This is a genomic window from Williamsia herbipolensis (assembly GCF_036153515.1).
Lineage (GTDB): Bacteria > Actinomycetota > Actinomycetes > Mycobacteriales > Mycobacteriaceae > Williamsia_A > Williamsia_A herbipolensis.
Genome location: NZ_CP108021.1, coordinates 4,281,328 through 4,306,905 on the forward strand (window position 1 = coordinate 4,281,328; position 25,578 = coordinate 4,306,905).

Genomic DNA, 25,578 nt, shown 5'->3' on the forward strand with positions numbered 1-25,578 from the left:
AGTTGCGCGTCTCACGTACCCGTTCGGCGCCGTTCGGACGTGTCTCAGCGAGGTCTCAGCAGTTCACGTCACACTGGTGCGTATGCGCATCCTGGTGGTGGACGACGACCGCGCGGTCCGGGAGTCCCTTCGCCGATCCCTGTCGTTCAACGGCTACACCGTCGAGACCGCCGGTGACGGGGTCGAGGCACTCGAGCAGATCGCGTCGACCCGCCCCGACGCCGTCGTCCTCGACGTGATGATGCCCCGACTCGACGGCCTCGAGGTGTGCCGACGGCTCCGCAGCACCGGCGATGATCTGCCGATCCTGGTGCTCACCGCCCGCGACAGCGTGTCCGAGCGGGTGTCGGGCCTCGACGCCGGCGCCGACGACTATCTGCCGAAGCCGTTCGCGCTCGAGGAGCTGCTGGCCAGGCTGCGCGCGCTGATGCGTCGCGCCGGGGGCGAGGTCGACGCCGACTCCGAGGCCATGACCTTCTCCGACTTGACCATGGATCCGGTCACCCGTGATGTCAGCCGCGGCGAGCGGTCGATCAGCCTCACCCGCACGGAGTTCGCGCTGTTGGAGATGTTGATGGCCAACCCGCGGCGCGTGCTCACCCGCAGCCGCATCCTCGAAGAGGTGTGGGGCTACGACTTCCCGACGTCGGGCAACGCGCTCGAGGTCTACGTCGGCTATCTGCGGCGCAAGACCGAGGCCGACGGGGAGCCACGTCTGATCCACACCGTGCGCGGCATCGGCTACGTGCTGCGCGAGACACCGCCGTGAGCGGGACGCATCGGTGACCTCCGGCCACGGGCGGATGCGCGACGCCACCGCGCTCACCCGCTCGATCTCGTTGCGACTACGGGTCACCCTCCTCGCGGCGACCGTCGTCGGCATCGCCGTCGCGGTGATGGCGGTCAGCGCCTACGCCGTGGTGTACCGCGCCATGTACGCCGATGTCGACGCCCAGTTGCTCAACCGGGCCGACGGCATCACCCAGCTCGCGCGCTACGGCGTGCTCGACGACTCGCCCGAGAGCCTCGTCGCCGGAACGCTGTTCTCCACCGACATGTCGGTGGCGCTCGTGCTGCCCAACGGACGCGCCTTCCAGATCGGTGACGTCCCCTACGGTCCGACCGAGAAGGCGGTGGTCGCCGGGGACAGCGGGACCTCCTCGACCCTGCGGACGGTCGACAACCAACGCGTCATGGCGCGCAAGCTGGTCGACGGCAACACCCTGATCATGTCGCAGAGCCTCGGCCCGACCGACAAGGTCCTGGGCCGTCTCGCGTGGGTTCTCGCCATCGTCGGCGGGTGCGGTGTCATCCTCGCCGCCGTGGCCGGCACCACCGTCGCCCGCGCCGGTCTGCGCCCGGTTGCCCGCCTCACCCAGGCCGCCGAACGGGTCGCCCGCACCGACGATCTCAACCCGATCACCGTGACCGGTAGTGACGAACTCGCCCGTCTCACACAGAGTTTCAACCTCATGCTACGGGCGCTCGCCGAATCGCGGGACCGACAATCGAGACTCGTCGCCGACGCCGGGCACGAATTGCGTACCCCGCTCACGTCGTTGCGCACCAACCTGGAGTTGCTGATCGCGAGCAGCGCGCCGGGCGCACGGGCGCTCCCCGAGGCCGACATGGCCGACCTGCGTGCCGACGTGATGGCGCAGATCGAGGAGATGTCCACGCTGGTCGGCGATCTCGTCGATCTCGCGCGCGACGACGCCCCGCAGGTGGTGCACGAGGAGGTCGATCTCTCCGAGGTCCTCGAGCGCTCGCTGGAGCGGGTCCGGCGGCGGCGCAACGACGTCGACTTCGCGGTCTCGATCACGCCGTGGTTCGTGTTCGGTGAGTCCAACGGCCTCTCGCGCGCGGTGCTCAACGTGCTCGACAACGCCGCCAAGTGGAGTCCCCGCGACCGTCCTGTGGTCGTGACCCTGCGGCCGATCGGCCCCGATCGCGTGGAACTGACCGTCGGCGACGCCGGGCCGGGTATCCCACCGGAGGATCGTGAACTCGTGTTCGACCGCTTCTATCGCTCGACCGCCGCCCGCTCGATGCCCGGCTCCGGGCTCGGCCTCGCGATCGTGCGCCAGGTGGTCAGCAAGCACGGTGGCACCGTCGCCGCCGGCGAATCCGACATGGGTGGCGCCCTGATCCGCATGGAACTCCCGGGCCGTCCGACACCGCTGGAGACCGCCCCGGTCGACGCGCCACGCTGAACGCTTCTCAAAGGAAACCGGGGGCTGGGGTCTCAGTCCCCTCTCAGGACGGTCACGCACCGTTAGGGTCAAGCAGTCAGATATTGCGCGCAGCCGCGACGGACACGGGTCCGTATCGCGGCGCGAAGCCACACGGCGACACGACCATGATTGGGGCATCGAGGCCATGACCGACAGCCAGCACGGGTCGGAATCGGGACAGGGATCGACGCCGGGGGACCGGTCGGCATCCGAGCCCGGTTCCCCCGACCAGCACGATTCGACCACCCCTTCGTCCGATCAGTACGGATCGGGTCAGTACGGTTCCGAGCAGTACGGGCCAAGCGAGTACGGGTCAGGCCAGTCCGGCTCCGGCCAGTACGGATCGGGTCAGCACGAGGCCGGCTCCTCCGGCACCCAGCCCTTCGGGTCGGGGCAGTACGGCTCGGATCAGTACGGCTCCGGGCAGTACGGGTCGGGTCAGTACGGCTCCGGGCAGTACGGATCGGGGCACGAGTACGGGTCAGGCCAGTCGTACGGCCAGGCGGGTCAGCACGGATACTCCCAGCAGGGCGCCGGTCCGGCCTACTATCCCGCCGCGTCCTACGGCGGCTCGTCGTACCCGGGCGGCACGCAGACGGCGTCGCGCGGCGGCTCACGCGCCGGTCTGGTGATCCTCGTGGTGGTGCTGTGCGCACTGGCCGGGGGCATCGGCGGGGTCGTCGGCGCCGGGTTGGAGAACTCGTCGTCGAACTCGGTGTCGGGTGGTGTCGTCAGCGGGCCCCGCGACAACTCGCAGCCCGCCGCGGCGGCGGTCGGGTCGGTGCAGGAGGTGGCGGCCAAGGTGCTGCCGTCGGTCGTGTCGATCGACGTGCGCATCGGCAACCGCGAGGGTGAGGGTTCGGGCATCGTCCTGAGCCAGGACGGCTACATCCTCACCAACAACCACGTCGTCACCGCCGAGTCGTCGGGTACCGGCCAGCTCACCGTCAGCTACAACGACGGCTCGACCTCCGGTGCCACCGTCGTCGGCGCCGACCCGATCTCCGACATCGCCGTCATCAAGGCCTCCAAGACCGGACTGACGCCGATCACCCTCGGACAATCCGGGAACCTCGCGGTCGGCCAGAGCGTGATCGCCGTCGGCTCGCCGCTCGGTCTCGCCGGCACCGTCACCACCGGCATCATCAGCTCGCTCAACCGCCCGGTGTCCACGCAGGGCGAGGACAACAGCACCGCGTCGGTGATCGACGCGATCCAGACCGACGCCGCCATCAACCCCGGTAACTCCGGTGGCGCGCTGGTCAACGCGAACGGCGCACTGATCGGGGTCAACACCGCCATCGCGAGCCTGTCCGACAGTGCCGGCGCCCAGGCGGGCAGCATCGGCCTCGGCTTCGCCATCCCGATCGACCAGGCCATGCGGGTCGCCCAGGAACTCCAGCAGACCGGTCGCGCCACACAGGCCGGCCTCGGGGTGTCGGTGCAGTCGGCGTCGGCGAACGCCCAGACCCCCGGTGCCCAGCTCTCCGCGGTCACCCCCGGCGGCGCGGCGGCCAAGGCGGGCATCCCGTCGGGTGCCGTGGTCACCAAGGTCAACGATCGCGTCATCGCCTCCGGCGATGCCCTCGTCGCGGCCATCCGGTCGCACGCACCCGGCGACCAGGTCGCCATCACGTTCACCGCGAACGGTACGAGCCGCACGGTCAACGTCACCCTCGACACCCTCGACACCGGAGGCCGCTGATGAGCACCATCGACACCGACACGCCCGCCGACTCCGGTGTGCTGCGGATCGTGCCCTCGGTACACAGCAGTACTGTCATCGGCGAGACCGACGAATCGGGGTTGATCGGCCGCGTGAGCAGCCGTGACCTCGCCGCCGCCGATGTCGCAGCCGAGCGCCTGGCTGCCGACGCGAGAGGACAGAAGATGAATGCGGTGAGCCTGGAGTCGCAGGAACTCGGCCGGGCGCTCGTCGTCGTGGTCGACGATCGCGCCGCGCACGGCGAGGACCAGACCCTGATCGGTCCCCTCGTCGGTGAGCTGCTCACCGAGGCGGGCTTCCACGTCGACGCCACTGTTGCCGTCGCGGCCGACGAGGTCGAGATCCGCAACGCCCTGAACACCGCGGTCATCGGCGGTGTCGACCTGGTGGTGTCGGTCGGCGGCGTGGGCGTGCGTCCCCGCGACGTGACGCCCGAGGCCACCGCGGGCCTGCTCGATCGCACCCTCCCCGGCATCGAGGAGGCGGTCCGCAGCTCGGGTCTCGCCGCCGGTGCCGCCGACGCCGGCCTCTCCCGCGGCGTGGCGGGCATGTCGGGTCAGACCCTGGTGGTCAACCTGGCCAGCTCGCGGGCCGCGGTTCGCGACGGCATGGCCACCGTGACCCCGTTGGCCAAGGCCATCATCGAATCGATCACCGAGTTCTGAGGCGTCGCCGTGACCGACCGCGACGAGTGGGAACGGCGCCGGCGACTCGCCGAGGTGTTCGGCGACGACCTGCCCGATGTCACCACCGACGAGGCGTCGTCGACGAGTGACCGAGATCACTCGTCGGCACGGTCTGCCGACGATCGCTGGTTCCTCGACAACCGCCCGCCTCACCACGAATAACCGGTCGTCACCCGCGCTTACGGCGACCACGGGTACTTCGCCTGACATGTCCGATTCGAGGATTTCGAGGGCGTGTTCGCACGATTGTGACCCAATTCTTTCCCGACACGGCTGAGCCCATGTGTTGTCGGGTGCGCGCGCTACCGCTAACGTCCCACCTGACACAGCACCGTGCCGGCCTCGGGGGGTGCTGAGTCGCACTGGAGATGTGTGGATCAGGTCGGCGCGAGCAGCGTGCGAAGTTAACCCATCGGTAACGTCGCGCAATCTGCCTGTTAACGATCCGCGACACCATTCTGCAGAACCGTCAGGTCACTCCGGGCTAACATTTCGATGTCGTCGGGATATACGCACTTCCTTGAGAGGGAACGAATGAGCAAGATGAGCAACTCCGGCCTCCGCCGCGTGATCGGTGCGAGCGCCGTCGCCGCGGTTGCCGCCGTCGGTCTGGCCAGCATGGGTGCAGGTAACGCTGCCGCCGGCCCTCTTCCCAGCGGATCGAAGACCACTGTCGGTGTCGACGGCACGGTGGTGACGCTGAAGCGGACCGGAGAGGGCATCTACCCCGTTCCCTCCCTCGCGGCCAACGGCGCGGGTCGGGCCGGCGAGCTGTCGGGTACCTACACCGCGACGGCGCCGAAGGGCTCCGACATCAAGCTGACGGTGTACGTCGTCACCGGATGCCAGATCAACATCTCCGGTCTGTCCGGCACCCTCGCCGGCAACATCGACCTGCTCGGCGCCACCGGTGGTGCCAGCTTCGGTCTGAGCATCCCGCTGACCCCGGGACAGACCGCGGTGTCCTCGATCAACTCCAAGGAAGCCAAGGACGGCGGCAAGGCCATCGTCCAGCTCCGGAACTACCCCCTCTCGATCCAGGGTTGCGGTGGCTACGCCCAGGCGCGTACCTACGTGCAGGCCGTGGTGAGCGGTAACTACTACGTGCAGACCAGCCTCTGGGGTCAGCCGGCGTCGCTCAACTGACCGCGCGTTCGTACCAGCAACCCAGCGCAACTACTCACTTTAAGAAATCTCGAAGGGGAACAATGAAAACCACCATCATGCGTCGCGCCTCTGTTGGCGCCGCACTTGTCGGCGTCGTCGCGGCGACGGTGTCGGGACTCGGCGCCGGCGCGGCCGCTGCCGGTCCGCTGCCCAGCCACTCGCTGACCCAGACGCTCGCCGACGGCACCAAGGTCCGCGTGGGCCTGTTCGGTGAGAGCTTCCGCATCGCGCGGTCGATCACCGCCATCGGCACCACCCGCCAGATCTGGGCCTCGGGCAAGATCGTCGTCGACGCGCCGGGCGCGACCGGCGGCACCATCGACGCCGGGTACATCGTGGGCTGCCAGGTCAACTTCCTCGGAGCCGGCGTCACGCCGAACACCGGGATCGGCGGCGCGGTCACGAACGGTCAGGCGACCCTCGGCGCGCCGTCGGCGACGTCGGGCTCCTCGGTCAGCCTCGGCCCCGGTCAGGCTGTCGCACTGCACCTGATCAACACCACCAACGGTGATCTCTCGCCGCAGGCCGGCAACTACCTGACCACCACCAACGCCTTCACCAACGGCAAAGCCGGAGTGGCCTACAGCGACGAGGAGTTCCACGTCGACAGCTGCGCGGGCTACGCCCAGGCCAAGGCGTTCGTGACCGTCCAGGTCGACACCGCCTCGGTGACCGGATACGTCACGGTGTACGGCACCCCGTTCAACATCGGCTGATCTGATCAGTTCTCCCACACAGGGGGAGTGGCCTTCGGGCCGCTCCCCCTGTGTCGTGTTCGGGGCATCCGCGCCGACTCGTCACCCGGGGTTCGGCACGGTGTCACATGGGTTCCCTAGAGTTGGGCGCGCCGGTGCGCGAATTGGTGGCGCGGCTCACCTTTCGCATGCACAATGATCTGGTTGTCCACGCGGGGGCGTGGCATCGACACACTCTCTGCGATGCGAAGAAACGGGGTGACCGACAATGACTGTTGACACCGAGATCGGCCGGGCGACCGGCGAATTCAGCGATGACCGATTGGTGCAGTTCGAGCTGGGCTGGTTCCAGCGGGGTGGCGGTCCCACCGAGGCGATCCGCGCCGAGTTCGGTTTCGGTGACGTCGAGTTCTTCACCCGTCTGCGGTCCCAGCTCGACTCGGGCAACACCGATGCCCTGCCGCCCCGCGTGGCCGAGCAGATGCGCGCCGTGTGCCGCAAGCGTCTCTGGCTGGCGCGCGCGAGCTGACGTTCCGGCCGCCGCGCGACGGCGGCCCTGCGATGATGGCCCGATGACCGGACCGGCGCACCACCACTGATGTCCACCCTCGCGTGGGTGGGGGTGATCGTCGCCGTTCTCGTCGTGGCGACGGCGGTCGTGGTGCTGCGGACCCGCACCCGACCGACCCTCACCACACCCGCTGAACGTGCGGTCCACGCGACCCTGCACACGGCGTCGTCGGCCGCCGCTCCGCTCCGCGGAGGGCTGACCGCCGAGTCGGCCGAGCTGGCCGCTCCGTACCTGCGTTCGCTGACCGCCGCCGATGCGGTCGGTGTCGCCGATGCCGACGGCACGGTCCTGGTGTGGGACGGTCCGCACGAGGGCCTCGCGGAACGGTTCGCCGACGCCGCGGTCCGCTGCGTGGCCGACGGCCGGCGCATCCTCATCACCTCGGGCCTCGGCGAGACCGGTGTCCGCGCCATCGTCGTCGAGCCGCTCACCGGCACCGAGGTCCTCGGCGTCCTCGGGGTCGTCAGCCGCACCACACCGGGACCGGGTGCGCTGTCGGCGATCACCGATGTCGCGAGGTACGCGGGCAGCCAGATCCAGCTCGCCGAACTCGACGCCTCGCGTGCCCGACTCGACCGCGCCGAGGTCCGGGCGCTGCGTGCCCAGATCAGTCCGCACTTCATCTACAACGCCCTGAGCACCGTGGCGTCGTTCGTCCGCACCGACCCCGAACGGGCGCGGGAACTCATCCTCGAGTTCGCCGACTTCACCCGCTACTCGTTCCGCGCGGCGGGGGAGTACACCCTGCTCGCCGACGAGCTGCGCAACATCGACCGCTACCTCACCCTCGAGCGGGCGCGGTTCGGCGAGAGCCTCGACGTACGCCTGCAGGTGGCCCCCGAGGTGCTCAATGTCGTGTTGCCGTTCCTCGCCCTCCAGCCACTCGTCGAAAATGCGGTCCGACACGGCATCTCGGGCACACCCACCGGTGGGACGGTGACCATCGTCGCCGACGACGAGGGTGCCGACTGCGTCATCAGCGTCGAGGACGACGGTGTCGGGATGGATCCCGAACTGCTGCGGTCCGGACTCGACGGCGTGACCGCGGCGGGCTCCGGCGCCGCCGAGACCGCACACGTCGGACTGGCCAACGTCGACGACCGTCTGCGCGCCGCGTTCGGCGACGACTACGGACTCGTCGTGGAGACCGCGCCGGGTGCGGGTACGAAGGTCAGCATGCGTGTGCCGAAGTTCCGCCCCGGGATCACCGTGTGATGGCAGCATGGCTCCCGTCGTGACCCAGATCCCCGAGTTCGCCGCACCGCCACCGCGTCGTGGCCTGACCGTTCTCGCCGTCGACGACGAACTCCCGGCGCTCGACGAACTCGAATTCGCGCTGATGCATACCGATCCGGTGACGACGGTGCTGACCGCCTCCGACGCCACGACGGCGCTGCGTCTCATCACCGACTCCCCGACACCCATCGACGCGGTGTTCCTCGACATCAACATGCCGGGACTCGACGGCCTCGAACTCGCCCGGGTGCTCGGCGCGTTCGCCGATCCGCCGTCGGTGGTGTTCGTGACCGCACACGACGACCGCGCGGTGCGGGCCTTCGACCTCGGTGCGGTCGACTACCTGCTCAAACCGCTGCGGACCGAACGACTCGCCGAGGCCGTCCGGCGGGTCGTCGACCATCGCGCAGCGCCCTCGGCCACGCCCGGTCCGGAGCACGCACGCGACGCCGACGAGGTGCTGGCGGTGGAGATCGCCGGCATCACCACCCTGGTGCCGCGGTCGGACGTGCGGTGGGTGGAAGCCGTCGGCGACTACGCCCGCCTGCACACCGATCGCGACGCCCACCTCGTGCGCACACCGTTGTCGACACTCGAGAGCCGCTGGGAGCATGCCGGATTCGTCCGCGTCCACCGCTCGTATCTCGTGCACCTGCCGTCGGTGACGGGCATCCGCACCGCCGGTTCGCAGACCGTGGTCTGCCTGCGACCCGTCGGCGACGCGCCGGGTGTCGAACTCCCGGTCAGCCGACGACACACGCGCGACCTCAAGGACCGACTCGTCGGCGGCCGCTCGCCGGGGCCGCGGTGACCACCCCGCGTGATCGACGCCCGCCGCCGCGAGAACGGGTCGTCCTCGCGCAGCGCCGGGGTGCCCGACGGGTCCGCAGTCGGGTCGAGGTGCAGGAGCAGACCGAGATCGGCGACGCGTTCGTCCGCGGGCTGATCCGCGCGCAACTCGGGCTCGCCCTGCGCGTGGGGGGCGTGGCCGCGACGGCACTGGCCGCGCTGCCGGTCCTGTTCCTGCTCGTCCCGTCGATCGCCGACGTCAGCGTCGCCGGCATCGGGCTGCCCTGGCTGATCTTGGGTGTGGCCGTGTACCCGGTGTTGTTCGGCGCGTGCCGGTTCTACGTCCGTCGCGCCGACCGCAACGAGCAGGAGTTCGTCGACCTCGTCGACGACTGAGGAGATGACCACCATCGCCGGACACACCGTCCCGGTCGCGACGGCGATCGCGCTGATCGCCGCCGCCGTGGCGACCGTCGCCATCGGCGCCTACGGCGTGCGCCTCGCCCGGACCACCAGCGACTTCCTGGTCGCCTCCCGCAGCGTCGGGTCACGGTGGAACGCCGCGGCCATCTCGGGTGAATACCTCTCGGCGGCATCGTTTCTCGGTGTGGCGGGCCTGATCGCCAAGTACGGCGCCGACGCGCTGTGGTATCCCGTGGGGTTCACCGCGGGCTACGTCGGTCTGCTCCTGTTCGTCGCGGCGCCCCTGCGCCGTTCCGGTGCCTACACCGTCCCCGACTTCGCCGAGTTCCGACTCGGTTCACGACGGCTGCGCTCGGTCGCCACGGCGTCGGTGGTGTTGATCTGTGTGCTCTACCTCGTGCCGCAGCTGCAGGGCGCCGGCCTCACCCTCGACATCCTGCTCGGGGTGCCGCCGTGGATCGGGGCGACCGTGGTCGGGCTCATCGTCATCGCGAACGTCGTCGGTGGCGGCATGCGCTCGATCACCTTCGTGCAGGCGTTCCAGTACTGGCTCAAGATGACCGCCATCGCGATCCCGGCACTGGTGCTCGCGATCCACTTCTACGCCGACGACCGACGACCGGGAGATCTGGGCTCCGCGGCGCCGCCGGTGGTGACGACGGCGACCACGGTCGACGTCACCACCGACGTCCGCGTCAGCGTCTCGACGCCCCTGCTGCTCGACGCCGACGGCCGCATCGACGGCGCCGAGGTCGCCGGGCCGCTGCGTCTGCAGCCCGGCGAACACGAGGTGTCGGCGGGCACCTCGCTCGATCTCGCCGCCGGATCGCCGGTCCCGGTGGTGGCCGGTGCGCCCACCACCCACGATGACTGGATGCGGCCGGGCTGGGGGTTCGGCGGACCACATCCGCTGTTCCAGGTGTACTCGCTCATCATCGGGATCTTCCTGGGCACCATGGGTTTACCGCATGTGCTGGTGCGGTTCTACACCAACCGCGACGGCCGCTCGGCGCGGGCGACCTCGATGGCGGTCGTCGGTCTGCTCGCGGCGTTCTACCTGTTCCCGACGGTGCTCGGCGCGTTCGCGCGACTCTACGTCCCGCAACTGCTCATCACCGGCACCTCCGACGCCGCGGTGCTGCTGCTGCCGGGATCGGTGCTGTCGGGGATCGGCGGTCAGCTGCTCGCGGCGCTCGTCGCCGCGGGCGCCATCGCGGCGTTCCTCGCGACGTCGTCGGGTCTGCTCGTCAGCGTCGCGGGGGTGGTGAGCACCGACGTGTTGGGCGGCCGTGTGCGCGACTTCCGTGTCGCGTCGGTCGTGGCCGGGGTGGTCCCGGTACTGATGGCCGTCGGCGTCACGTCGGTCGACCTGTCGCGCACGGTCGGTCTGGTGTTCGCCGTCGCGGCATCGACCCTCTGCCCACTTCTGGTGCTGGGCATCTGGTGGCGCGGACTCACCGCGGTCGGGGCGGTGAGCGGGCTCCTCGTCGGCGCGTCGGTGGCCGGCGCCGCCGTCGTTGCCACCACGTTCGGCGGATTCGACGACACCGTGGCCGGCGGGTGGCCGTCGGTGCTGTCGGGGTATCCCGCGGCGCTGAGCGTCCCACTCGCGTTCGCCACCATGATCGTGGTGTCCCGCGCGACACCGACCCGCATCCCCGCCGATGTCGGTCGCATCTTCACCCGATTGCACGCCCCCGAACGACTCGGAGTCGGCCGCGACCGTGAGATCGGACTGCGCGACGGGTCGCCGGGCGAGGGGTGACCGAACCGCCGTTCGTCGCGCCCTGGCGACCGTTCGTCGCACAGCCCGACCCCTCGCCGTGTGACCGTGCCCACAGCCCACGGATGTGACCTGGGTCTCGCTACCGTCTGCGCATGACAGCAGCAGATCTCGAACCCCACGGGTCCGACGCCCCGGGTGCGCCGCGGCGCACCCCGGACGCGCAGGCCTTCGTCGACATGCAGGCCACCCCCGAGTTCCAGGAGCTGCGGCGGCGTCTGCGCACGTTCGTCTTCCCGATCACCGGGTTCTTCCTCGCCTGGTACGCGGTCTACGTGCTGCTGGCGACGTACGCCGCGGACTTCATGGCCACCAAGGTGTTCGGCAACGTCAACCTCGGCATCATCCTGGGCCTCGGGCAGTTCGTGTCGACGTTCGTGATCACCGCGATCTACGTGCGCTTCGCCAACCGCGAGCTCGACCCGCGGGCCGCGGCCATCCGTGACGAGCTGGAAGGACCTGCCGCATGAGCACTCTCGCCGCAGCGGGCGCATCGGTCGGCAACCCCGCGCTGAACATCGCCATCTTCGTCGCGTTCGTGGTGGTCACGATGACCATCGTGATCCGCGCGAGCCGCACCACGAAGAAGGCCTCGGACTTCTACACCGGGGGCGGGCAGTTCTCGGGGCCGCAGAACGGGTTCGCGATCGCCGGCGACTACCTCTCGGCCGCATCGTTCCTCGGCATCGCCGGCGCCATCGCGGTGTACGGCTACGACGGTTTCCTCTACTCCATCGGCTTCCTCGTCGCCTGGCTGGTCGCCCTGCTGCTCGTCGCCGAACTGTTGCGCAACACCGGCCGCTTCACCATGGCCGACGTGTTGAGCTTCCGTCTGTCCGAGCGGCCGGTGCGCATGGCCGCCGCGCTGTCGACCCTGGCCGTGTCGCTGTTCTATCTGCTCGCGCAGATGGCCGGTGCCGGCGGACTCGTGTCGCTGCTGCTGAACATCGACGGCAAGTTCGGGCAGGGCGTCGTGGTCGCGGTCGTCGGACTGCTGATGATCGCCTACGTGCTCATCGGCGGCATGAAGGGCACCACCTACGTGCAGATGGTCAAGGCCGTCCTGCTCATCCTCGGTGCCGGCATCATGTTCGTTCTCGTGCTCGTCGCGGTGAAGGGCAACTTCTCGACTCTGCTCGCCGACGCGCAGGCCAACTCGAGCAAGGACATCCTCGCGCCGGGCGCCAAGTACGGCATCAGCGCGATGTCTCGGCTCGACTTCATCTCGCTCGGCATCGCCCTCGTCCTGGGCACCGCCGGGCTTCCCCATGTGCTGATGCGCTTCTACACCGTGCCCACGGCCAAGGAGGCCCGACGCTCGGTCACCTGGGCCATCGGTCTGATCGGTGCGTTCTACCTGTTCACGCTGGTGCTCGGCTACGGCGCCGCCCGCATGGTCGGACCCGACGTCATCCAGGCCGCCCCGGGCAAGGAGAACGCCGCGGCGCCGCTGTTGGCGTTCGAACTCGGCGGGACCATCTTCCTGGCGGTGATCTCGGCGGTCGCCTTCGCGACCATCCTCGCCGTCGTCGCCGGACTCGCCATCACCGCGTCGGCGTCGTTCGCCCACGACATCTACGCCAGCGTCATCAAGCGCGGCACGGCAACCGAGGAGCAGCAGGTGCGTGTCTCGCGGATCACGGTGGTGGTGATCGGTGTCGTCGCCATCGTCCTCGGCATCCTCGCGATGGGTCAGAACATCGCGTTCCTCGTGGCACTGGCGTTCGCCGTCGCCGCGTCGGCCAACCTGCCGACACTGCTGTTCTCGCTCTTCTGGAAGCGGTTCAACACCACCGGGGCGCTGTTCAGCATCTACGGCGGTCTCATCACCTGCATCGGACTCATCGTGATCTCGCCTGCGGTCTCCGGTAAGCCGACGTCGATGTTCCCCGACGCGAACTTCGACCTCTTCCCGATGTCGAACCCGGGCATCGTGTCCATCCCGGCCGGCTTCCTGCTCGCCGTGATCGGTACCTACATCGGTGGCCGTCGACGCGAGAACGCCGCTCGCCAGGCCGAGATGGAGGTGCGCTCGCTGACCGGCGTCGGCGTCGAGAAGGCCGTCTCGCACTGATCGGTGGCCGGAGGGTGTCGGGTCGATGAACGGCACCCTTCGGACTCCGGTGATCGGAAATGCCTGCACGCTAATGGGTTTGGCGCGCAACGTAATGAAGGTCTCCTTCGCGACATCTGGTGCGATTCGGACGCGTGGTGATTAACTACTCTGGCTAACTACTTGACCAGAGAAGCGGAGCACTGCGTGATCTCGATCGGAATCGTGGGCGGTGGCGCGGCGGCGATCAGCCTGATCCGTCAACTGCCCCACGGGGATCGTCTCGATGTCGTCGTCTACGCCGACCGGCCGCCGGGCCCCGGGCGGGCGTACTCCGAGCCCGCCGACTCGGCGCTCCTCAACCGCCAGGTGTTCGCGATGTCGGTGTCGGACGCATGGCCCGACGAGTTCGCCGAGTGGGTCGCGGCCCACGCCCCCGAACACCTCGACGACGGTGAGCACTCCTTCGTCCCGCGGGCGCTCTACGGCCGCTACCTCGCCGCCTCCGCCGAGAGCGCGCACGCCCACCTCGGCGATCACCTCACCTTCGTGGCCGGACGTGTCGTCGACATCGCACCGCGCGCCGGGACCTACCGCCTCACAGTGGAATCGGCCGACGGGGGAGTCGTCGAGGCCACGCACGATCTCGTTGTCCTCGCGCTGGGGTCGAGCCCGCCCGCCGATCCCTATCGGCTCACGGGACTGCCGTCCTACACCGGTGACCCCTACCCGATCGACGGGTGGCTCGACGAGGTCGCCACCGCCGACGCGGCGGCGGTCGTCGGCACCGGTCTGAGTGCTGTCGATGTCGCGCTGGCGTTGGGCCGAGGAGACTTCGCGGGTCACCTCACGATGTGCTCCCGCAACGGCATCGTGCCCGATGCACGAGCGATCGTGTCGCCCTTGGATTTCGACCCCGACATCTCCGCGATGATCCTGCGGGTCACCCGCAAACGCGGTGGACTCGAATGGCAGGACGTCCTGCAGATCGTGGACTACCTCGCGCTCGGGGAGGGGATCCGGCGCTCGGAGGTCCGTGCGGCGTTCGGTGCCGTCGCCCGTCCCGCGGGCGAACGTCTCGCGCACGGCTCCGACCCGACGCGATCGGTCGACGCCGCGGTACAGCGCCTGGTCATCGGCATCGCCCAGCACTACGTCAACGAGATCTGGTCGGCCATGACCCGGCGTGCACGTGCGCAGTTCGTCGCCACCGCCCACGCACCGTTCCAGGCGTTGTCGAATCCGCTGCCGGCGAAGAGCGCGGCGGTCCTGGGGGCCATGGTCGGTGACGGTCGCCTGAGCATCCGCGCCGGCGTCACCGACATCGAGCCCACCACAGGTGGATTCGACATCGACTTCGCCGAGGGTGGCCGCGCGGCGGTGTCGCAGGTGGTGAACGCCACCCGGACCGCGGCCGGTGCCCCGTCGCCCGCCGCCGGGGCGCTGGTCTCCTCGCTGCTCTATCGCGGCCTGGCACAGGCGAACCCGTACGGGGGACTGCGCGTCGACATCATCAGCAACGCCCTGCTCGATCGCAGCGGCGCGGCCGTCCCGGGCCTGTACGTGATCGGTGAGATCGCCTCGGGCGACCTCTACTACATCAGCAGCATGGGCAAGATCCGACGCCGCGCCCGCTCGGTGGCGCGGCAGATCGTCGACGAATCGCTGCGACCGGCCCGGACGGGGTCCGCGCATGTCTGAGACCACGGTGGCGGCCCACGACCCGCGGGTGCGCGTCATGCTGCTCGTCGCGGTGATGGTGCCGCAGCTCGGGCTGAGCCTGCTCAACCCATCGATCCCGACGATGGCCGCCGACCTCGGGACATCGGTCTCGGCGGTCCAGCTGACGCTGTCGGGATACATGGCCGGATACGCGATCTCGATGTTCGCCGCCGGGGTGCTCGCCGATCGATACGACGCGCGACGCCTCCAGGCGGTCGGCCTCGTCCTGTTCGCGCTCGGAGGGGTGGCCGCGGCACTCGCCCCGAACGTCGGCGTGCTGTTCGCGGCCCGGGTGGTGCAGGCGATCGGCGGGACGTCGGCGACGGTGTTGTGTCGCCTGGTCATCCAGCGTCGATTCCCGTCGTCGGCGCGGATGCAGATCCTCACCTCGCTGTCCATCGTCATCGCCGCGACCCCCGCCCTGTCCCCACTGGTGGGGGCAACATTGATCGAGATCACCTCGTGGCGGGTGCTGTTCGGGGTGCTGGCGGTGATCGGACTGGCACTCGCCGTCGCGTTCGCGCGGATCGTGCCGTCTGCGTCCCCCGAGGTCCCGGCCCCGATCGGCCCCCGCACCATCGTGCGCGGCATCGCGACCGCCGTGAGCCGGCGCGGGTTCGGCATCAACGCCCTGGTGATCTCGCTGGCGTGGATGAGCTATTTCCTGTTCATCGAACAGTCGGCCTACCTGCTGCAGGACATCCACGGCCTGTCGACCCTCGACTACGGTCTGGTGCTGACGATCCCCGCGATCGGCTACATCGCCGGCAGTATCGGGATCAGACGGTCGCGGTCGCACGCCCGCGCACACCTGGTGGGCAGTGTGATCGGCGGTGTCGGCGCCGCTGCGTTGGTCGTCCTCGCGATCGCGGATGTGGGATCGGTCTTCGCGCTGGTGATCCCGCTGTCGGTCACGTTCATCGGGGTCGGCGCGGCGATTCCCCACGCGCAGAACGGACTCATCGGCCTCGATCTCCCCGCACAGGGTGTCGGTGCGGGACTCTTCTTCTTCATCCAGATGGCCGGCGGTGCGGTGTACACCTCGGTTGTCGAGGCCCTGCACCTGCGCACCGAGCTGCCCATCCGGATCGCTATCGCTGCGCCCGCCCTGCTGCTGGTGGCGATCGCGGTCGGGCGGACCGTGGCCACCCGGGCGGCGGCGGGCGCGCCCGCGGTCGACGACCGCCGCCCGCAGCGAGTCGGCTGAGCCCTACACCCTCTGCATGGGCACTAGTGCTCGTGCTCGGGCCCTACTGCTCGTGCTCGGGCCCTACTGCTCGTGCTTGGGCCCCGGCGAGGTGGTGCCGGAACCCTGCTGGGCGATCAGGTCGCGGATCTCGGTGAGCAATTCGGCCTCGGTGAGCGCAGCGGCGTCGTCACCCTGCTTGGCGCGCAACGCCTTCAACTTCTCGAACGGCATCACGATCACGAAGTAGACGACCGCGGCGATGATGATGAAGTTCAGGGCGGCGGTGATGAGTGTGCCGAAGTCGACGAAGGTGTTCGCCTGCCCGTTGCGGATCAGGAAGCCCAAACCCTGGGCCTGATCGGTGCCGCCGACCGAGTTGATGAGCGGCTGGATGATGCTGTCGGTGAACGCCTTGACGATCGCGCTGAACGCCGCGCCGACGACGACCGCGACCGCCAGATCGATCACGTTGCCGCGCAACAGGAATTCCTTGAAACCCTTGATCATGTCGATACCTCCTCGCTCCGGTGTGCGATGTGACGCTGCCCCGGTCACATCGCGTGTGGGCAAATCGTAGCCACCTCACCTCGCACTCGTGCGGATGTGCGGAGACGATCAGTGGAAAACGACGGTCACCGGCGCGGCCAGGGCGGTGCCCGCGACGGCGTGGGCATCGTGTTCGGGCATCGCGAGCATCACCACCGGTGCCCGGCCCCCACGATCGCGGGCATCGTGAGCGGGCACCACCGCCACCACCGCACCGCGCACCAGCACACGGCCCTGGCCCGGCCCGCTCCGTCCCGGGCCGGGCGAATCGGTGTCCGCCGACTCGGTGAGGACGTCGACCACGTCGCCGGAGCGGAGCAGGTCGATGACGGCATCGTCGGCGAGGCGGATGGGCACTAGGCGTGCGTCGGGGTCGCCGACGAGTTGTGCGGGCAATCGCGCCGACAGCAGTCGCCAGTCGGTGAGGATCTCCCCGCCGCGTACCGGGCCCGTGACCGTGCGGCCCACGCCGTCACGGTCCATGCGCAGCGCGCCGTCGGGGACCGATCCCGGAGCGACCTTCGCGTCCACGAGGTCGCCGGCGACGAGGATCGAGCCAGGCGTGAGATCGTGCGCGGCGACCAGCACCGTCGAGAGCTGCTCGCCCCGGTGGGCCACCACGGCCATCACGATCGACCCGGTGAGCAGCGTGATCGCCGCGACACGGCGCACGGCCACCGTGCGGATCCAGCCGGGCCGCACCGCGGTGCGCAGCCGGTCGGTGAGGGTGGGGGACAGACGGGTGCGATCGGCCATGGCGGCGACGCTAGGGCCGCGGGCCGGCCGCGGCGACCCGGTGCAGTCAGCCCCTGGGGAGCGCCCGTACCTGTGGACCGATCAGGACGCGGCGGCCGAGGAGGTCGAGCCCGAGCCCTTGCCCGAACCGGAGCTGCCCGACCCCGAACCGCCCGACGTGCTGGTCGACGGCGTGGAGCTCGAGTCCTTCTTGGTGTCCTTCGTGCTCGACGAATCGGACTTCGAGGAGTCCGAGCTCGAGGAGTCGCTGCTCGCGCTCTCCGACGCGGTCGATCCCGACCGACTGTCGGTGCGATAGAAACCGCTGCCCTTGAACACGATGCCGACCGAGTTGAACAGCTTGCGCAGCCGGCCGCCGCACACGGGGCACTCGGTGAGTGAGTCGTCGGTGAACGACTGGACGATGTCGAATTTGTTGTCGCACTGCGTGCAGGCGTACGAGTAGGTCGGCACCGGGTACCTCCGAGGGTGAGAGAGTCGAACGAGTTCGAGAACGTGGGTGCTCGCGCCGCGAGCCGGCCCTCATTCTAGCGCTGGTCTGGCACTCGCCGCGTTTGAGTGCCAATTGCGCCGGGGCGGGTCAGACGGGTGAAGCCCGCGTGCGGCGTCAGCGCCCACCCCATCGGGACGTCGTGACCGTCGCCGGGCACCTCCGCGAGGAGTTCGGCGTCGTGGACCACGGCGACGAGCTCCGCGGTCGTGGTCGTCAGCGATCGGTCGTAGTACCCCGCGCCCCGACCGAGCCGCGTCCCCGCCCGGTCGACGGCCAGCGCGGGCACGAAGACCAGCGTTGCCGTGTCGATCGCATCGGTCGAGAGGCGCTCGCCCGTGGGCTCGCGCAGGCCGAACCGACCCGGCGCAAGATCCTCGCGGCTGGTGTACCGCGCCCAGGTCAGCGCGGTCGCCGGGCCGTCGGCGGTCACCGGCACCAGTACCCGCAGCCCCCGATCGGCCAGCGCAGACAGCAGGGCGGAGGTGTCGGGTTCGGTACCGATCGAGACGTAGGCGCCCACGGTGTCGCCGGTATGAAGCGGTACCGGCGCCGCGTCGAGCCACCGTGCGAGCGCCTCGCCGTCGGCGGCGCGCACGTTGGGGTCGCGCTCGGTGCGTGCGGTCACCAACCTGCTGCGCAGGGCCCTTTTGGCGTCGGCGACGGTGTCGGTCACCGGCTCGGTACCCGCACGATGTCCGACCACCCGATCATGTGAACAACCGCACCGCCCATGGGTTCCACCCCTCACGTTCATCATCCACCCGTTAGATTCACAGTAGGTCGTCAGTTCGGGAACATACGGTTGCGTGCACGCCACACGGACACGAGCCATGGGTACGACGAAGCGGACGCGTTCACGCGCGACGGAAGGGCAGGGAATGGGATCCCAAGGGGTCGAGTACGAGTCGGTACCGAACACACCACCGCTCCCGCGGACGGCCATCGTGCCCGCCGCCGGGCTCGGCACACGTTTCCTCCCGGCGACGAAGACCGTCCCCAAGGAACTGTTGCCGGTGGTCGACACCCCCGGGATCGAACTGGTCGCCGAGGAGGCCAAATCGGCCGGGGCGCAACGACTCCTGATCGTGACCTCGCCCGGGAAAGACGGCGTCGTCGCACACTTCGTCGAGGACCTGGTGCTCGAGTCGACGCTGGAGAAGCGCGGCAAGAACGCGATGCTGGCGAAGGTCCGCAACGCACCGTCGCTGATGGAGGTCGCCTCCGTCGTCCAGGACAAGCCGCTGGGTCTGGGCCACGCCGTGGGTTGTGTCGAGCCGCTGCTCGCCGACGACGAGGACGCCGTCGCAGTGCTGCTGCCTGACGACCTGGTGTTGCCCGGTGGTGTGCTCGAGGTGATGGCGCGTACCCGCGCGCGGCGCGGCGGCACGGTGCTGTGTGCCATCGAGGTCCCGCCGGAGAAGATCAGCGCCTACGGCGTGTTCGACGTCGAGGAGCTCCCCGACGCCCACAACCCGAACGTGATGCGCCTCAAGGGGATGGTGGAGAAGCCCGACGCGGCCGACGCCCCGAGCAACCTGGCCGCGGCAGGTCGCTACATCCTCGACCGCGCGATCTTCGACGCGCTGCGGCGCATCGAGCCCGGCGCCGGCGGCGAACTGCAGCTCACCGACGCCATCGCCCTGCTCATCGCCGAGGGTCACCCGGTGCACGTGGTGATCCACCACGGCACCCGACACGACCTGGGCAACCCGGGCGGCTACCTCAAGGCGGCGGTCGACTTCGCGCTCGACCGCGACGACTACGGTCCCGACCTGCGTGAGTTCCTCGAATGGCGACTCCAGCAGGACTGACCGATCACCGCCGACCCGGCCACCACACCGCGTCGCGCACGGGTTTGGTGCCTCCGACCGGTTAACGTCAAACGACGTCAGGAGGCGAGATGCGGTCGGTCGAAGATCAGTTGACCCGGGTCACGGCGGCTGCCGTGGCGCCGCGTCCGGTACGTGTGGCCATTTCCGAGGCCCAGGGCCTGTTGTGCGCCGAAGAGGTGGTCACCGAGAACCCGTTGCCCGGGTTCGATCAGGCGGCCATCGACGGATACGCCGTGCGCAGTGTCGACGTGGCTGAGGCGGGAGTTGTCGCGTCCGACGATTCCGAGTCTCCCGGCGAGCACGTCGTGGTGGTGTTGCCCGTGGTCGGTGAGGTCGCCGCCGGTGCCCGTACCCCCACCCGGTTGCAGCCCCGACAGGCCGTGCGCGTGGAGACCGGTGCGCCACTGCCGACCCTCGCCGACGCGGTGCTGCCGCTGCGGTGGACCGACGGTGGCCTGTCGAAGGTGAAGGTCGGACACGCCGTCGAGAGCGGCGACTATGTGCGTCGGGTCGGCGACGACGTGCAGCCCGGCGACGTCGCCGTCCGCGCGGGCACCATCATCGGTGCCGCGCAGGTGGGATTGCTTGCCGCCGTCGGCCGTACGCGCGTGCTGGTGCATCCGCGCCCGCGCCTGTCGGTGATCTCGGTCGGCGGCGAACTCGTCGACATCGACCGGACCCCCGGCGCAGGACAGGTCTTCGACGTCAACAGCTACTCGTTGGCCGCCGCCGCCCGCGACGCCGGTGCCGACGTCAACCGGGTCGGCATCGCGAGCCGCGAGGCATCGCAGCTGCGAGATGTGGTGGAGGGCCAGCTCATCCGCTCGGAGATCGTGGTGATCTGCGCCCCGCTCGGCGGAACCGCGTCGGACAACATCCGCGATGCGCTGCGGCCCCTCGGCGACATCGACGTCGGCCGGATCGCGATGCATCCGGCGTCGGTGCAGGGGTTCGGCCAGCTCGGGCGCGACGAGGTCCCGACGTTCCTGTTGCCGTCGAACCCGGTGAGCGCGCTGGTGGCGTTCGAGGTGATGGTCCGCCCCCTGGTCCGCATCGCGCTCGGCAAGCGCAAACCGATGCGCCGGGTGATCCGCGCCCGCACGGTCGGTCCGATCGCCTCGGTGCAGGGCCGCAAGGGATATCTGCGGGGTCAGTTGATGCGCGACGAGCAGACCGGCGAGTACCTCGTGCAGGTCATCGGCACCTCGGAGAGCGGGTCGTCACACCTGTTGGCCGGGTTGGCCGAGGCGAACTGTCTGGTGATGGTCGACGCCGACGTCGACGAGGTGCGCACCGGCGACGAGGTGGATGTCGCCTTCCTCGCCCAGCGCGGGTAATACAGTTCCCCCTGTGATCCGACGGTTGACCGGTGGCAGCGGTGCCTCGCACCCCGGGTGGCCTGCTGAGTTGGGTCCGCTGATCACCCGTGCCGGCGCGGTGACCCTGCGCGGGGTGCGGATGCGCGACGCCCGCCCCTGGAGCAATCTGCGCATCGCGAACCAGAACACGCTCATGCCGTGGGAACCCACCGGACAGGGCGACTGGGCCGACCGCCACCACATCACCTCGTGGCCGGCACTGCACTCCGTTCTCCGCCGCGAGGCGAAAGCCGGGGCGATGCTGCCGTTGGTGATCGAGGTCGACGGTCAGTTCGCCGGCCAGCTCACCGTCGGCAACATCCAGCGGGGTGCGTTGCGCAACGCGTGGATCGGGTACTGGATCGACAACGCCCTCGCCAACCAGGGGGTCGCGACCGCCGCGGTCGCTCTCGGTGTCGACCACTGCTTCGGTGCCGTCGGACTGCACCGTCTCGAGGCGACCGTGCAGCCGACGAACGCCGCGTCGCGGGCGGTGCTGACCAAGGTGGGGTTCCGCACCGAGGGCCTGCTCGAGCGGTACATGGACGTCGACCGCGGATGGCGCGATCACCTGCTGTTCGCCCTCACCGTCGAGGAAATCTCGTCCAGCGCCGCCGAGGCGCTGGTGCGCAGCGGTCGCGCCGCGTTCCCCTCCTGAGGTCTCTCCCCTCGAACTCCCCTGTCCCGAAGTCACCGTGTCGTCGGCGCGTCTGCGCTGGTCCGGCCCCGTGTCGCCTTAGCCTGGGACCGAGCCTGTGACTGATGTGGTTGCGGTGACGTGTCGCGAGCGGTTCGCACGGAGAGGAGGGCCCCGATCATGCCGAATTCGGTTCTGTGGGTGTGTCTGGTGGCGATCTGGCTGTTCGTGCTGGTCCCGATGGTCATCAAAGGACGTCCCGAGGTGCGCAAGACCACCGAGGCGACGTTGGCCACGCGCGTCATCAACCGCGGTGGACGAGCCATGGCCCGCGCCACCAGCAAGGTCGCCAGCGGCCGCCACCCGCACGACGCCGAGTGGGTCGCCCCGGCGCGCGAGTACCGCAAGCGCGGCGAACTGCTCAACGACGCCGACGATCACGCCGATGCGCGTGCTGAGGTCGCGGCCGACGACGTGATCGAGGACGCCGAGTCGGTCGAGGGCGATGACGCCGTGTCGACGGACGCCACGATCACCACCGATGCCGAACCCACCGTCACCGCCGAGACCGATGACGTGGCCGAGGACAGCGAGAACGAGGGTGTCGCCGACGAGATCGACGAGTCCGATGCCGAGGTCGACGAGTACGACGACGCCGACCACGACGACGACGAGTACGAGGTCGTCGCCGAACCCCTGACCCGTCGCGGTCGTGGGGGATACGACGCCGACAAAGATTCCCTTCGTAGCGAGACCCGGTACCGCTCCCGCCAGCGTGTGGTGATGGTCCTCGCGGTGCTGGCCGTCGCGAGCATCGGTGTCGGTGTGTTCCTCGGGGGGATCGGCTGGGCGGTCACCGGCGTCGGCGTGGCGTTGCTCGTCGGCTACATGGCCTTCCTGCGGCGTGCGGTGCGCGTCGAGGAGCGGATCCGCCGGCAGCGGGCGGCGCGCGCCGCGCGGGCCGGCCGTCAGATGCGACCGGGTGTGCGCGACCACGGTGACGCCGGAGGTCCGCTCGACGACGAGATCCCGCTGCATCTGCGCCGCCCCGGCGCCGTCGTGCTGGAGATCGACGACGAGCACCCCGTCTTCGAGCACCTCCCGCCCTTCCAGCGTCGTCGCGTGATGCGCGAGGACTCCGACCTGCAGCGAGTCGTCGGGCAGTGACCCTGAGCTGGGAGTCGTTGTGCGCCCGCGCCGTCGAACTCCCGGAGGTCACCGTCGGTGATCACCACGGGATGGGTGCCATCCGTTTCCGGAAGAACGTGCTCGCCACCGCGCCCGACGACACCGTTGTGCGGATCATGGTGGCGGAGGACCAGATCGATGAGGCCGTCGCCGAATTCGACTGGTGCACAACGGTGATGTGGGGTGCGAAGCCGTCCGCGGTCGCGGTGACCCTCGCCGAGGCCGACCCAGCGGTCGTGTTCGACCTGTTGACCGACGCGTGGCGCAGGCGTGCCCCGAAGACCACGGTCGCCTGGTTCGACGGCCTCTGACCTCGCGTTTTTTCCGGTGCGCCACCCTTTGCTAGAGTTGTCGAGTTGTACCAGGGGCTATAGCGCAGTTGGTAGCGCGTCTCGTTCGCATCGAGAAGGTCGGGAGTTCGATTCTCCCTAGCTCCACTCCTCTACTTCGTATCTGGTCGCCCCTCTCCGCATCTCTCGCGTGGTTCGCGACGCTTCCCATTCGGTCACGGTCGTCGGCGATGTCTCCTCCCTTCTCGATAAACAGTCAGTGTTGACTGTTTGGTGGATCGGTGCTTCTGTGGTGCAAACAGCCGACCCCGATCGAATCGAGCAGGGCCATGACGAGCACCCTCACCACCCACGAGGTCCCGCGCACGCAGGACACCATGTCGCACGACATCTGGTTGCCCGCCGAGATCGCCGAGCTGCGAGCAGACGCGCGTCGCGCCGTCGAGGCGACCGTCGCCCCTGTCGCGCGACGGATCGGCTCGCAGGAGGAGTCGGTCGAGAACTTCCCGTGGGATGCCTTCGGAGGCCTCGCCGACGCCGGCATGTTCGCGGTGCCCTTCGACGGTCCCCTCGGACGCGGACTACACCACCGCATGCTCGGCACCTGCACGGTGACCGAGGAGATCGCCTACCACTCCTCGTCGATGGCCGGCGTCTACGACGGTCAGTGCATCCTCGTACCCCAGGCGCTGAGTTTCGCGACCGAGTACATGCAGTCTCAGCTGTTGCCGCAGTTGATCTCCGGTGAGCAGGCCTTCTCGTTCGCCACCACCGAACCCGACGCGAGCAGCGACCTGTCGATCGAGACGTTGCAGACCGTCGCCACCGAGACCGACGCCGGATTCGTGGTGAACGGCCGCAAACGGTGGATCACCAACAGCGTGGTCGCGAAATGGGCTGCGGTGCTGGTGAAGACGGGTCAGCGGATGAACATGCTGCTCATCGACCTCACCGCCGACGGTGTGCGCGTCGGTGCGCCGGACCTCAAGATGGGCCACCGGGGGCAGATCACCGCCGACATCGTTCTCGACAACGTGGCGGTGCCCCGCGAGCATCTGCTGGGCACACCGGGCGGTGGCCTGTCGGTGGCGCTGTCGTGCCTCACGCGCGGGCGGATCGGGATCGGCGCCGCCGGTGTCGGCGTCGCGCAGGCGGCGCTCGACCTCGCAGTCCACCGACTGCGTACGCGACAGGTGTTCGGAGGGCCGCTGGGGCGGATGCAGCACTGGCAGTTCACCCTCGCCCAGCGCGCCACCGAGATCGAATGTGCGCGTTCGCTCTACCAGAAGGCGGCCATGCGTCTCGACCTCGGCGACCGGGCCGCCGAACCCGAGGCGGCGATGGCCAAGGCCTACGGCACGCGGGTCGCCGTCGACACCGTCCGCGATTCGTTGCAGATCCACGGGGGCTTCGGGTTCGCTCGCCAGATCGCCGAGACGGGGGAGTCGGTGCGCCTCGAGGAGCTCTACCGCGATGCGAAGATCCTCGAGATCTTCGAGGGTGCGAACGAGTTGCAGCAGTGGGTGATCGCCCGCAACCTCATCGGGCGCGACGTCACCGGCTGAGATAGTGGTGGCGATGACCACCAGCGCCCGCCCCGAGCAGGAACGCAGCCGGCAGGCCAAACGTCGGATCCTCGACGCCGCGGTTCGCGTACTCGTCGACGAGGGGTACGCCCACGCCACCACCCTGCGGATCCAGAAGGAGGCGGGGGTCTCACGAGGTGGGCTGCTGCACCATTTCCCCTCACGTGACGAGTTGCTCGTCGCCGCGGTGCATCACCTCGCGGCCGAGCGGGTCGCCGACCTCGGATCTCGCACCGATTGGCCGGCCGATCCGCGGGACCGGATCACCGAGGCCGTCGCCACGATGTGGGCCACCTATGCGCAGCCGTACTTCTGGGCGTCGGTGGAACTGTGGGTGGCTGCGCGGTCGCATGAGGGACTGCGCGCGGCGCTGCTCCCGGAGGAGCGCGCGATGGGCGCGATGGTGCGCGCGTCGACCGACACCTTTTTCGGCGACGACCTCACCGCACATCCCGACTATCCGATGGTGCGTGAGGTGCTCAACACCAGCATGCGCGGTGTCGCGCTGACCTACGCGATCGAACGGCGCGATCCGGCCGAGGACCCGCATCTGGATTCCTGGACCGCGCTGGCGGCGACTGCGCTGCTCCGATAGGGGCGACGCCTTCGCGTGGCACC

At 69.4% G+C, this 25,578-nt stretch carries 27 protein-coding genes and 1 tRNA gene; 24 read left to right on the forward strand and 4 right to left on the reverse strand.

The window, feature by feature from the left end; genetic code table 11:
- Positions 1-82 precede the first annotated feature (82 nt).
- From OG579_RS19895 to OG579_RS19970, 16 genes are all read left to right on the forward strand, one after another.
- On the forward strand, positions 83-769 hold the full coding sequence (locus tag OG579_RS19895) for a response regulator transcription factor (protein WP_045823995.1): 687 nt from the start codon (positions 83-85) through the stop codon (positions 767-769).
- A 34-nt stretch (positions 770-803) separates the two neighbouring features.
- The gene (locus OG579_RS19900; protein WP_045823994.1) at positions 804-2,213 is read left to right on the forward strand and encodes a HAMP domain-containing sensor histidine kinase; all 1,410 of its coding nucleotides are present in this window, start codon (positions 804-806) and stop codon (positions 2,211-2,213) included.
- 166 nt (positions 2,214-2,379) lie between these two features.
- Positions 2,380-3,939 carry a trypsin-like peptidase domain-containing protein gene (locus OG579_RS19905; RefSeq protein ID WP_328857356.1) on the forward strand — a complete coding sequence of 520 codons (1,560 nt, stop codon included), beginning with the start codon at positions 2,380-2,382 and terminating at the stop codon, positions 3,937-3,939.
- Entirely contained in the window at positions 3,939-4,625 is a 687-nt protein-coding gene (locus OG579_RS19910) for a MogA/MoaB family molybdenum cofactor biosynthesis protein (RefSeq protein WP_045823992.1), read from the forward strand. Before OG579_RS19905 ends, OG579_RS19910 begins: the two co-directional genes overlap by 1 nt.
- A 9-nt stretch (positions 4,626-4,634) precedes the next feature.
- Positions 4,635-4,808, forward strand: a complete 174-nt coding sequence (locus tag OG579_RS19915; protein WP_328857357.1) for a hypothetical protein — start codon at positions 4,635-4,637, stop codon at positions 4,806-4,808.
- A gap of 381 nt (positions 4,809-5,189) precedes the next feature.
- The gene (locus tag OG579_RS19920; RefSeq protein WP_328857358.1) at positions 5,190-5,792 is read left to right on the forward strand and encodes an MspA family porin; all 603 of its coding nucleotides are present in this window, start codon (positions 5,190-5,192) and stop codon (positions 5,790-5,792) included.
- Between the two features lie 62 nt (positions 5,793-5,854).
- Positions 5,855-6,529 (forward strand): MspA family porin, encoded by a 675-nt coding sequence (locus OG579_RS19925; protein WP_328857359.1) that lies wholly within the window; start codon positions 5,855-5,857, stop codon positions 6,527-6,529.
- 247 nt (positions 6,530-6,776) lie between these two features.
- Complete coding sequence (locus OG579_RS19930) at positions 6,777-7,037, forward strand: hypothetical protein (RefSeq protein ID WP_045823990.1); 261 nt, start codon at positions 6,777-6,779, stop codon at positions 7,035-7,037.
- Between the two features lie 69 nt (positions 7,038-7,106).
- Entirely contained in the window at positions 7,107-8,294 is a 1,188-nt protein-coding gene (locus OG579_RS19935; protein WP_328857360.1) for a sensor histidine kinase, read from the forward strand.
- A 7-nt stretch (positions 8,295-8,301) separates the two neighbouring features.
- Positions 8,302-9,126, forward strand: coding sequence for a LytR/AlgR family response regulator transcription factor (locus OG579_RS19940; RefSeq protein ID WP_328857361.1), 825 nt, complete (start codon positions 8,302-8,304; stop codon positions 9,124-9,126).
- A complete protein-coding gene (locus OG579_RS19945; protein ID WP_328857362.1) occupies positions 9,123-9,500 on the forward strand; it encodes a hypothetical protein in 378 nt (125 codons plus the stop codon). Before OG579_RS19940 ends, OG579_RS19945 begins: the two co-directional genes overlap by 4 nt.
- A 4-nt stretch (positions 9,501-9,504) precedes the next feature.
- Positions 9,505-11,292, forward strand: coding sequence for a sodium/solute symporter (locus tag OG579_RS19950; RefSeq protein WP_328857363.1), 1,788 nt, complete (start codon positions 9,505-9,507; stop codon positions 11,290-11,292).
- Positions 11,293-11,405: 113 nt separating this feature from the next.
- A complete protein-coding gene (locus tag OG579_RS19955; RefSeq protein WP_055791890.1) occupies positions 11,406-11,780 on the forward strand; it encodes a DUF485 domain-containing protein in 375 nt (124 codons plus the stop codon).
- Positions 11,777-13,384: a solute symporter family protein gene (locus tag OG579_RS19960; RefSeq protein ID WP_328857364.1), complete on the forward strand. Its 1,608-nt coding sequence runs from the start codon at positions 11,777-11,779 to the stop codon at positions 13,382-13,384. The genes OG579_RS19955 and OG579_RS19960 overlap by 4 nt, the downstream gene beginning before the upstream one ends.
- A gap of 186 nt (positions 13,385-13,570) precedes the next feature.
- On the forward strand, positions 13,571-15,064 hold the full coding sequence (locus OG579_RS19965; RefSeq protein WP_328857365.1) for an FAD/NAD(P)-binding protein: 1,494 nt from the start codon (positions 13,571-13,573) through the stop codon (positions 15,062-15,064).
- Positions 15,057-16,292 carry an MFS transporter gene (locus tag OG579_RS19970; protein WP_328857366.1) on the forward strand — a complete coding sequence of 412 codons (1,236 nt, stop codon included), beginning with the start codon at positions 15,057-15,059 and terminating at the stop codon, positions 16,290-16,292. The genes OG579_RS19965 and OG579_RS19970 overlap by 8 nt, the downstream gene beginning before the upstream one ends.
- A 63-nt stretch (positions 16,293-16,355) precedes the next feature.
- Here the strand turns inward: OG579_RS19970 and mscL are convergent, their stop codons facing one another.
- The 4 genes from mscL to OG579_RS19990 all read right to left on the reverse strand — a co-directional run bounded on the left by mscL (position 16,356) and on the right by OG579_RS19990 (position 18,742).
- Positions 16,356-16,781 carry a large-conductance mechanosensitive channel protein MscL gene (mscL, locus tag OG579_RS19975; protein ID WP_328857367.1) on the reverse strand — a complete coding sequence of 142 codons (426 nt, stop codon included), beginning with the start codon at positions 16,779-16,781 and terminating at the stop codon, positions 16,356-16,358.
- 108 nt (positions 16,782-16,889) lie between these two features.
- Positions 16,890-17,576: an SAF domain-containing protein gene (locus tag OG579_RS19980; protein WP_328857368.1), complete on the reverse strand. Its 687-nt coding sequence runs from the start codon at positions 17,574-17,576 to the stop codon at positions 16,890-16,892.
- Positions 17,577-17,657: 81 nt separating this feature from the next.
- Positions 17,658-18,029 (reverse strand): FmdB family zinc ribbon protein, encoded by a 372-nt coding sequence (locus OG579_RS19985; protein ID WP_328857369.1) that lies wholly within the window; start codon positions 18,027-18,029, stop codon positions 17,658-17,660.
- Positions 18,030-18,103: 74 nt separating this feature from the next.
- Positions 18,104-18,742: a 5-formyltetrahydrofolate cyclo-ligase gene (locus tag OG579_RS19990; protein ID WP_328857370.1), complete on the reverse strand. Its 639-nt coding sequence runs from the start codon at positions 18,740-18,742 to the stop codon at positions 18,104-18,106.
- Positions 18,743-18,947: 205 nt separating this feature from the next.
- Here OG579_RS19990 and OG579_RS19995 point away from each other — a divergent pair, with 205 nt between their 5' ends.
- The 8 genes from OG579_RS19995 to OG579_RS20030 all read left to right on the forward strand — a co-directional run bounded on the left by OG579_RS19995 (position 18,948) and on the right by OG579_RS20030 (position 25,555).
- Positions 18,948-19,880: a UTP--glucose-1-phosphate uridylyltransferase gene (locus tag OG579_RS19995; RefSeq protein WP_045823980.1), complete on the forward strand. Its 933-nt coding sequence runs from the start codon at positions 18,948-18,950 to the stop codon at positions 19,878-19,880.
- A gap of 89 nt (positions 19,881-19,969) precedes the next feature.
- Positions 19,970-21,238, forward strand: coding sequence for a molybdotransferase-like divisome protein Glp (gene glp, locus OG579_RS20000; protein WP_328857371.1), 1,269 nt, complete (start codon positions 19,970-19,972; stop codon positions 21,236-21,238).
- 13 nt (positions 21,239-21,251) lie between these two features.
- Positions 21,252-21,917, forward strand: a complete 666-nt coding sequence (locus OG579_RS20005) for a GNAT family N-acetyltransferase (RefSeq protein ID WP_408068705.1) — start codon at positions 21,252-21,254, stop codon at positions 21,915-21,917.
- Positions 21,918-22,076: 159 nt separating this feature from the next.
- On the forward strand, positions 22,077-23,063 hold the full coding sequence (gene sepX, locus OG579_RS20010; RefSeq protein WP_328857372.1) for a divisome protein SepX/GlpR: 987 nt from the start codon (positions 22,077-22,079) through the stop codon (positions 23,061-23,063).
- Positions 23,060-23,395, forward strand: a complete 336-nt coding sequence (locus tag OG579_RS20015; RefSeq protein WP_328857373.1) for a hypothetical protein — start codon at positions 23,060-23,062, stop codon at positions 23,393-23,395. The genes sepX and OG579_RS20015 overlap by 4 nt, the downstream gene beginning before the upstream one ends.
- A gap of 53 nt (positions 23,396-23,448) precedes the next feature.
- A tRNA-Ala gene (locus tag OG579_RS20020) sits at positions 23,449-23,521 on the forward strand.
- A 182-nt stretch (positions 23,522-23,703) separates the two neighbouring features.
- Entirely contained in the window at positions 23,704-24,939 is a 1,236-nt protein-coding gene (locus OG579_RS20025) for an acyl-CoA dehydrogenase family protein (protein ID WP_328857374.1), read from the forward strand.
- A gap of 13 nt (positions 24,940-24,952) precedes the next feature.
- Positions 24,953-25,555 carry a TetR/AcrR family transcriptional regulator gene (locus OG579_RS20030; RefSeq protein ID WP_328857375.1) on the forward strand — a complete coding sequence of 201 codons (603 nt, stop codon included), beginning with the start codon at positions 24,953-24,955 and terminating at the stop codon, positions 25,553-25,555.
- Positions 25,556-25,578: the final 23 nt, after the last annotated feature.

Excerpts from the sequence above, each read along its gene's own strand:
- OG579_RS19895 (WP_045823995.1), top strand. The coding sequence starts at position 83 with ATGCGCATCCTGGTGGTGGACGACGACCGCGCGGTCCGGGAGTCCCTT.
- OG579_RS19935 (WP_328857360.1), top strand. The coding sequence starts at position 7,107 with ATGTCCACCCTCGCGTGGGTGGGGGTGATCGTCGCCGTTCTCGTCGTG.
- OG579_RS19950 (WP_328857363.1), top strand. The coding sequence starts at position 9,505 with ATGACCACCATCGCCGGACACACCGTCCCGGTCGCGACGGCGATCGCG.
- OG579_RS19970 (WP_328857366.1), top strand. The coding sequence starts at position 15,057 with ATGTCTGAGACCACGGTGGCGGCCCACGACCCGCGGGTGCGCGTCATG.
- OG579_RS19955 (WP_055791890.1), top strand. The coding sequence starts at position 11,406 with ATGACAGCAGCAGATCTCGAACCCCACGGGTCCGACGCCCCGGGTGCG.
- OG579_RS19910 (WP_045823992.1), top strand. The coding sequence starts at position 3,939 with ATGAGCACCATCGACACCGACACGCCCGCCGACTCCGGTGTGCTGCGG.
- OG579_RS19905 (WP_328857356.1), top strand. The coding sequence starts at position 2,380 with ATGACCGACAGCCAGCACGGGTCGGAATCGGGACAGGGATCGACGCCG.
- OG579_RS19980 (WP_328857368.1), bottom strand. The coding sequence starts at position 17,576 with ATGGCCGATCGCACCCGTCTGTCCCCCACCCTCACCGACCGGCTGCGC.
- mscL (WP_328857367.1), bottom strand. The coding sequence starts at position 16,781 with ATGATCAAGGGTTTCAAGGAATTCCTGTTGCGCGGCAACGTGATCGAT.
- glp (WP_328857371.1), top strand. The coding sequence starts at position 19,970 with ATGCGGTCGGTCGAAGATCAGTTGACCCGGGTCACGGCGGCTGCCGTG.
- OG579_RS19925 (WP_328857359.1), top strand. The coding sequence starts at position 5,855 with ATGAAAACCACCATCATGCGTCGCGCCTCTGTTGGCGCCGCACTTGTC.
- OG579_RS19940 (WP_328857361.1), top strand. The coding sequence starts at position 8,302 with ATGGCTCCCGTCGTGACCCAGATCCCCGAGTTCGCCGCACCGCCACCG.
- OG579_RS20025 (WP_328857374.1), top strand. The coding sequence starts at position 23,704 with ATGACGAGCACCCTCACCACCCACGAGGTCCCGCGCACGCAGGACACC.
- OG579_RS19995 (WP_045823980.1), top strand. The coding sequence starts at position 18,948 with ATGGGATCCCAAGGGGTCGAGTACGAGTCGGTACCGAACACACCACCG.
- OG579_RS19960 (WP_328857364.1), top strand. The coding sequence starts at position 11,777 with ATGAGCACTCTCGCCGCAGCGGGCGCATCGGTCGGCAACCCCGCGCTG.
- OG579_RS20030 (WP_328857375.1), top strand. The coding sequence starts at position 24,953 with ATGACCACCAGCGCCCGCCCCGAGCAGGAACGCAGCCGGCAGGCCAAA.
- OG579_RS19900 (WP_045823994.1), top strand. The coding sequence starts at position 804 with ATGCGCGACGCCACCGCGCTCACCCGCTCGATCTCGTTGCGACTACGG.
- sepX (WP_328857372.1), top strand. The coding sequence starts at position 22,077 with ATGCCGAATTCGGTTCTGTGGGTGTGTCTGGTGGCGATCTGGCTGTTC.
- OG579_RS19920 (WP_328857358.1), top strand. The coding sequence starts at position 5,190 with ATGAGCAACTCCGGCCTCCGCCGCGTGATCGGTGCGAGCGCCGTCGCC.
- OG579_RS19930 (WP_045823990.1), top strand. The coding sequence starts at position 6,777 with ATGACTGTTGACACCGAGATCGGCCGGGCGACCGGCGAATTCAGCGAT.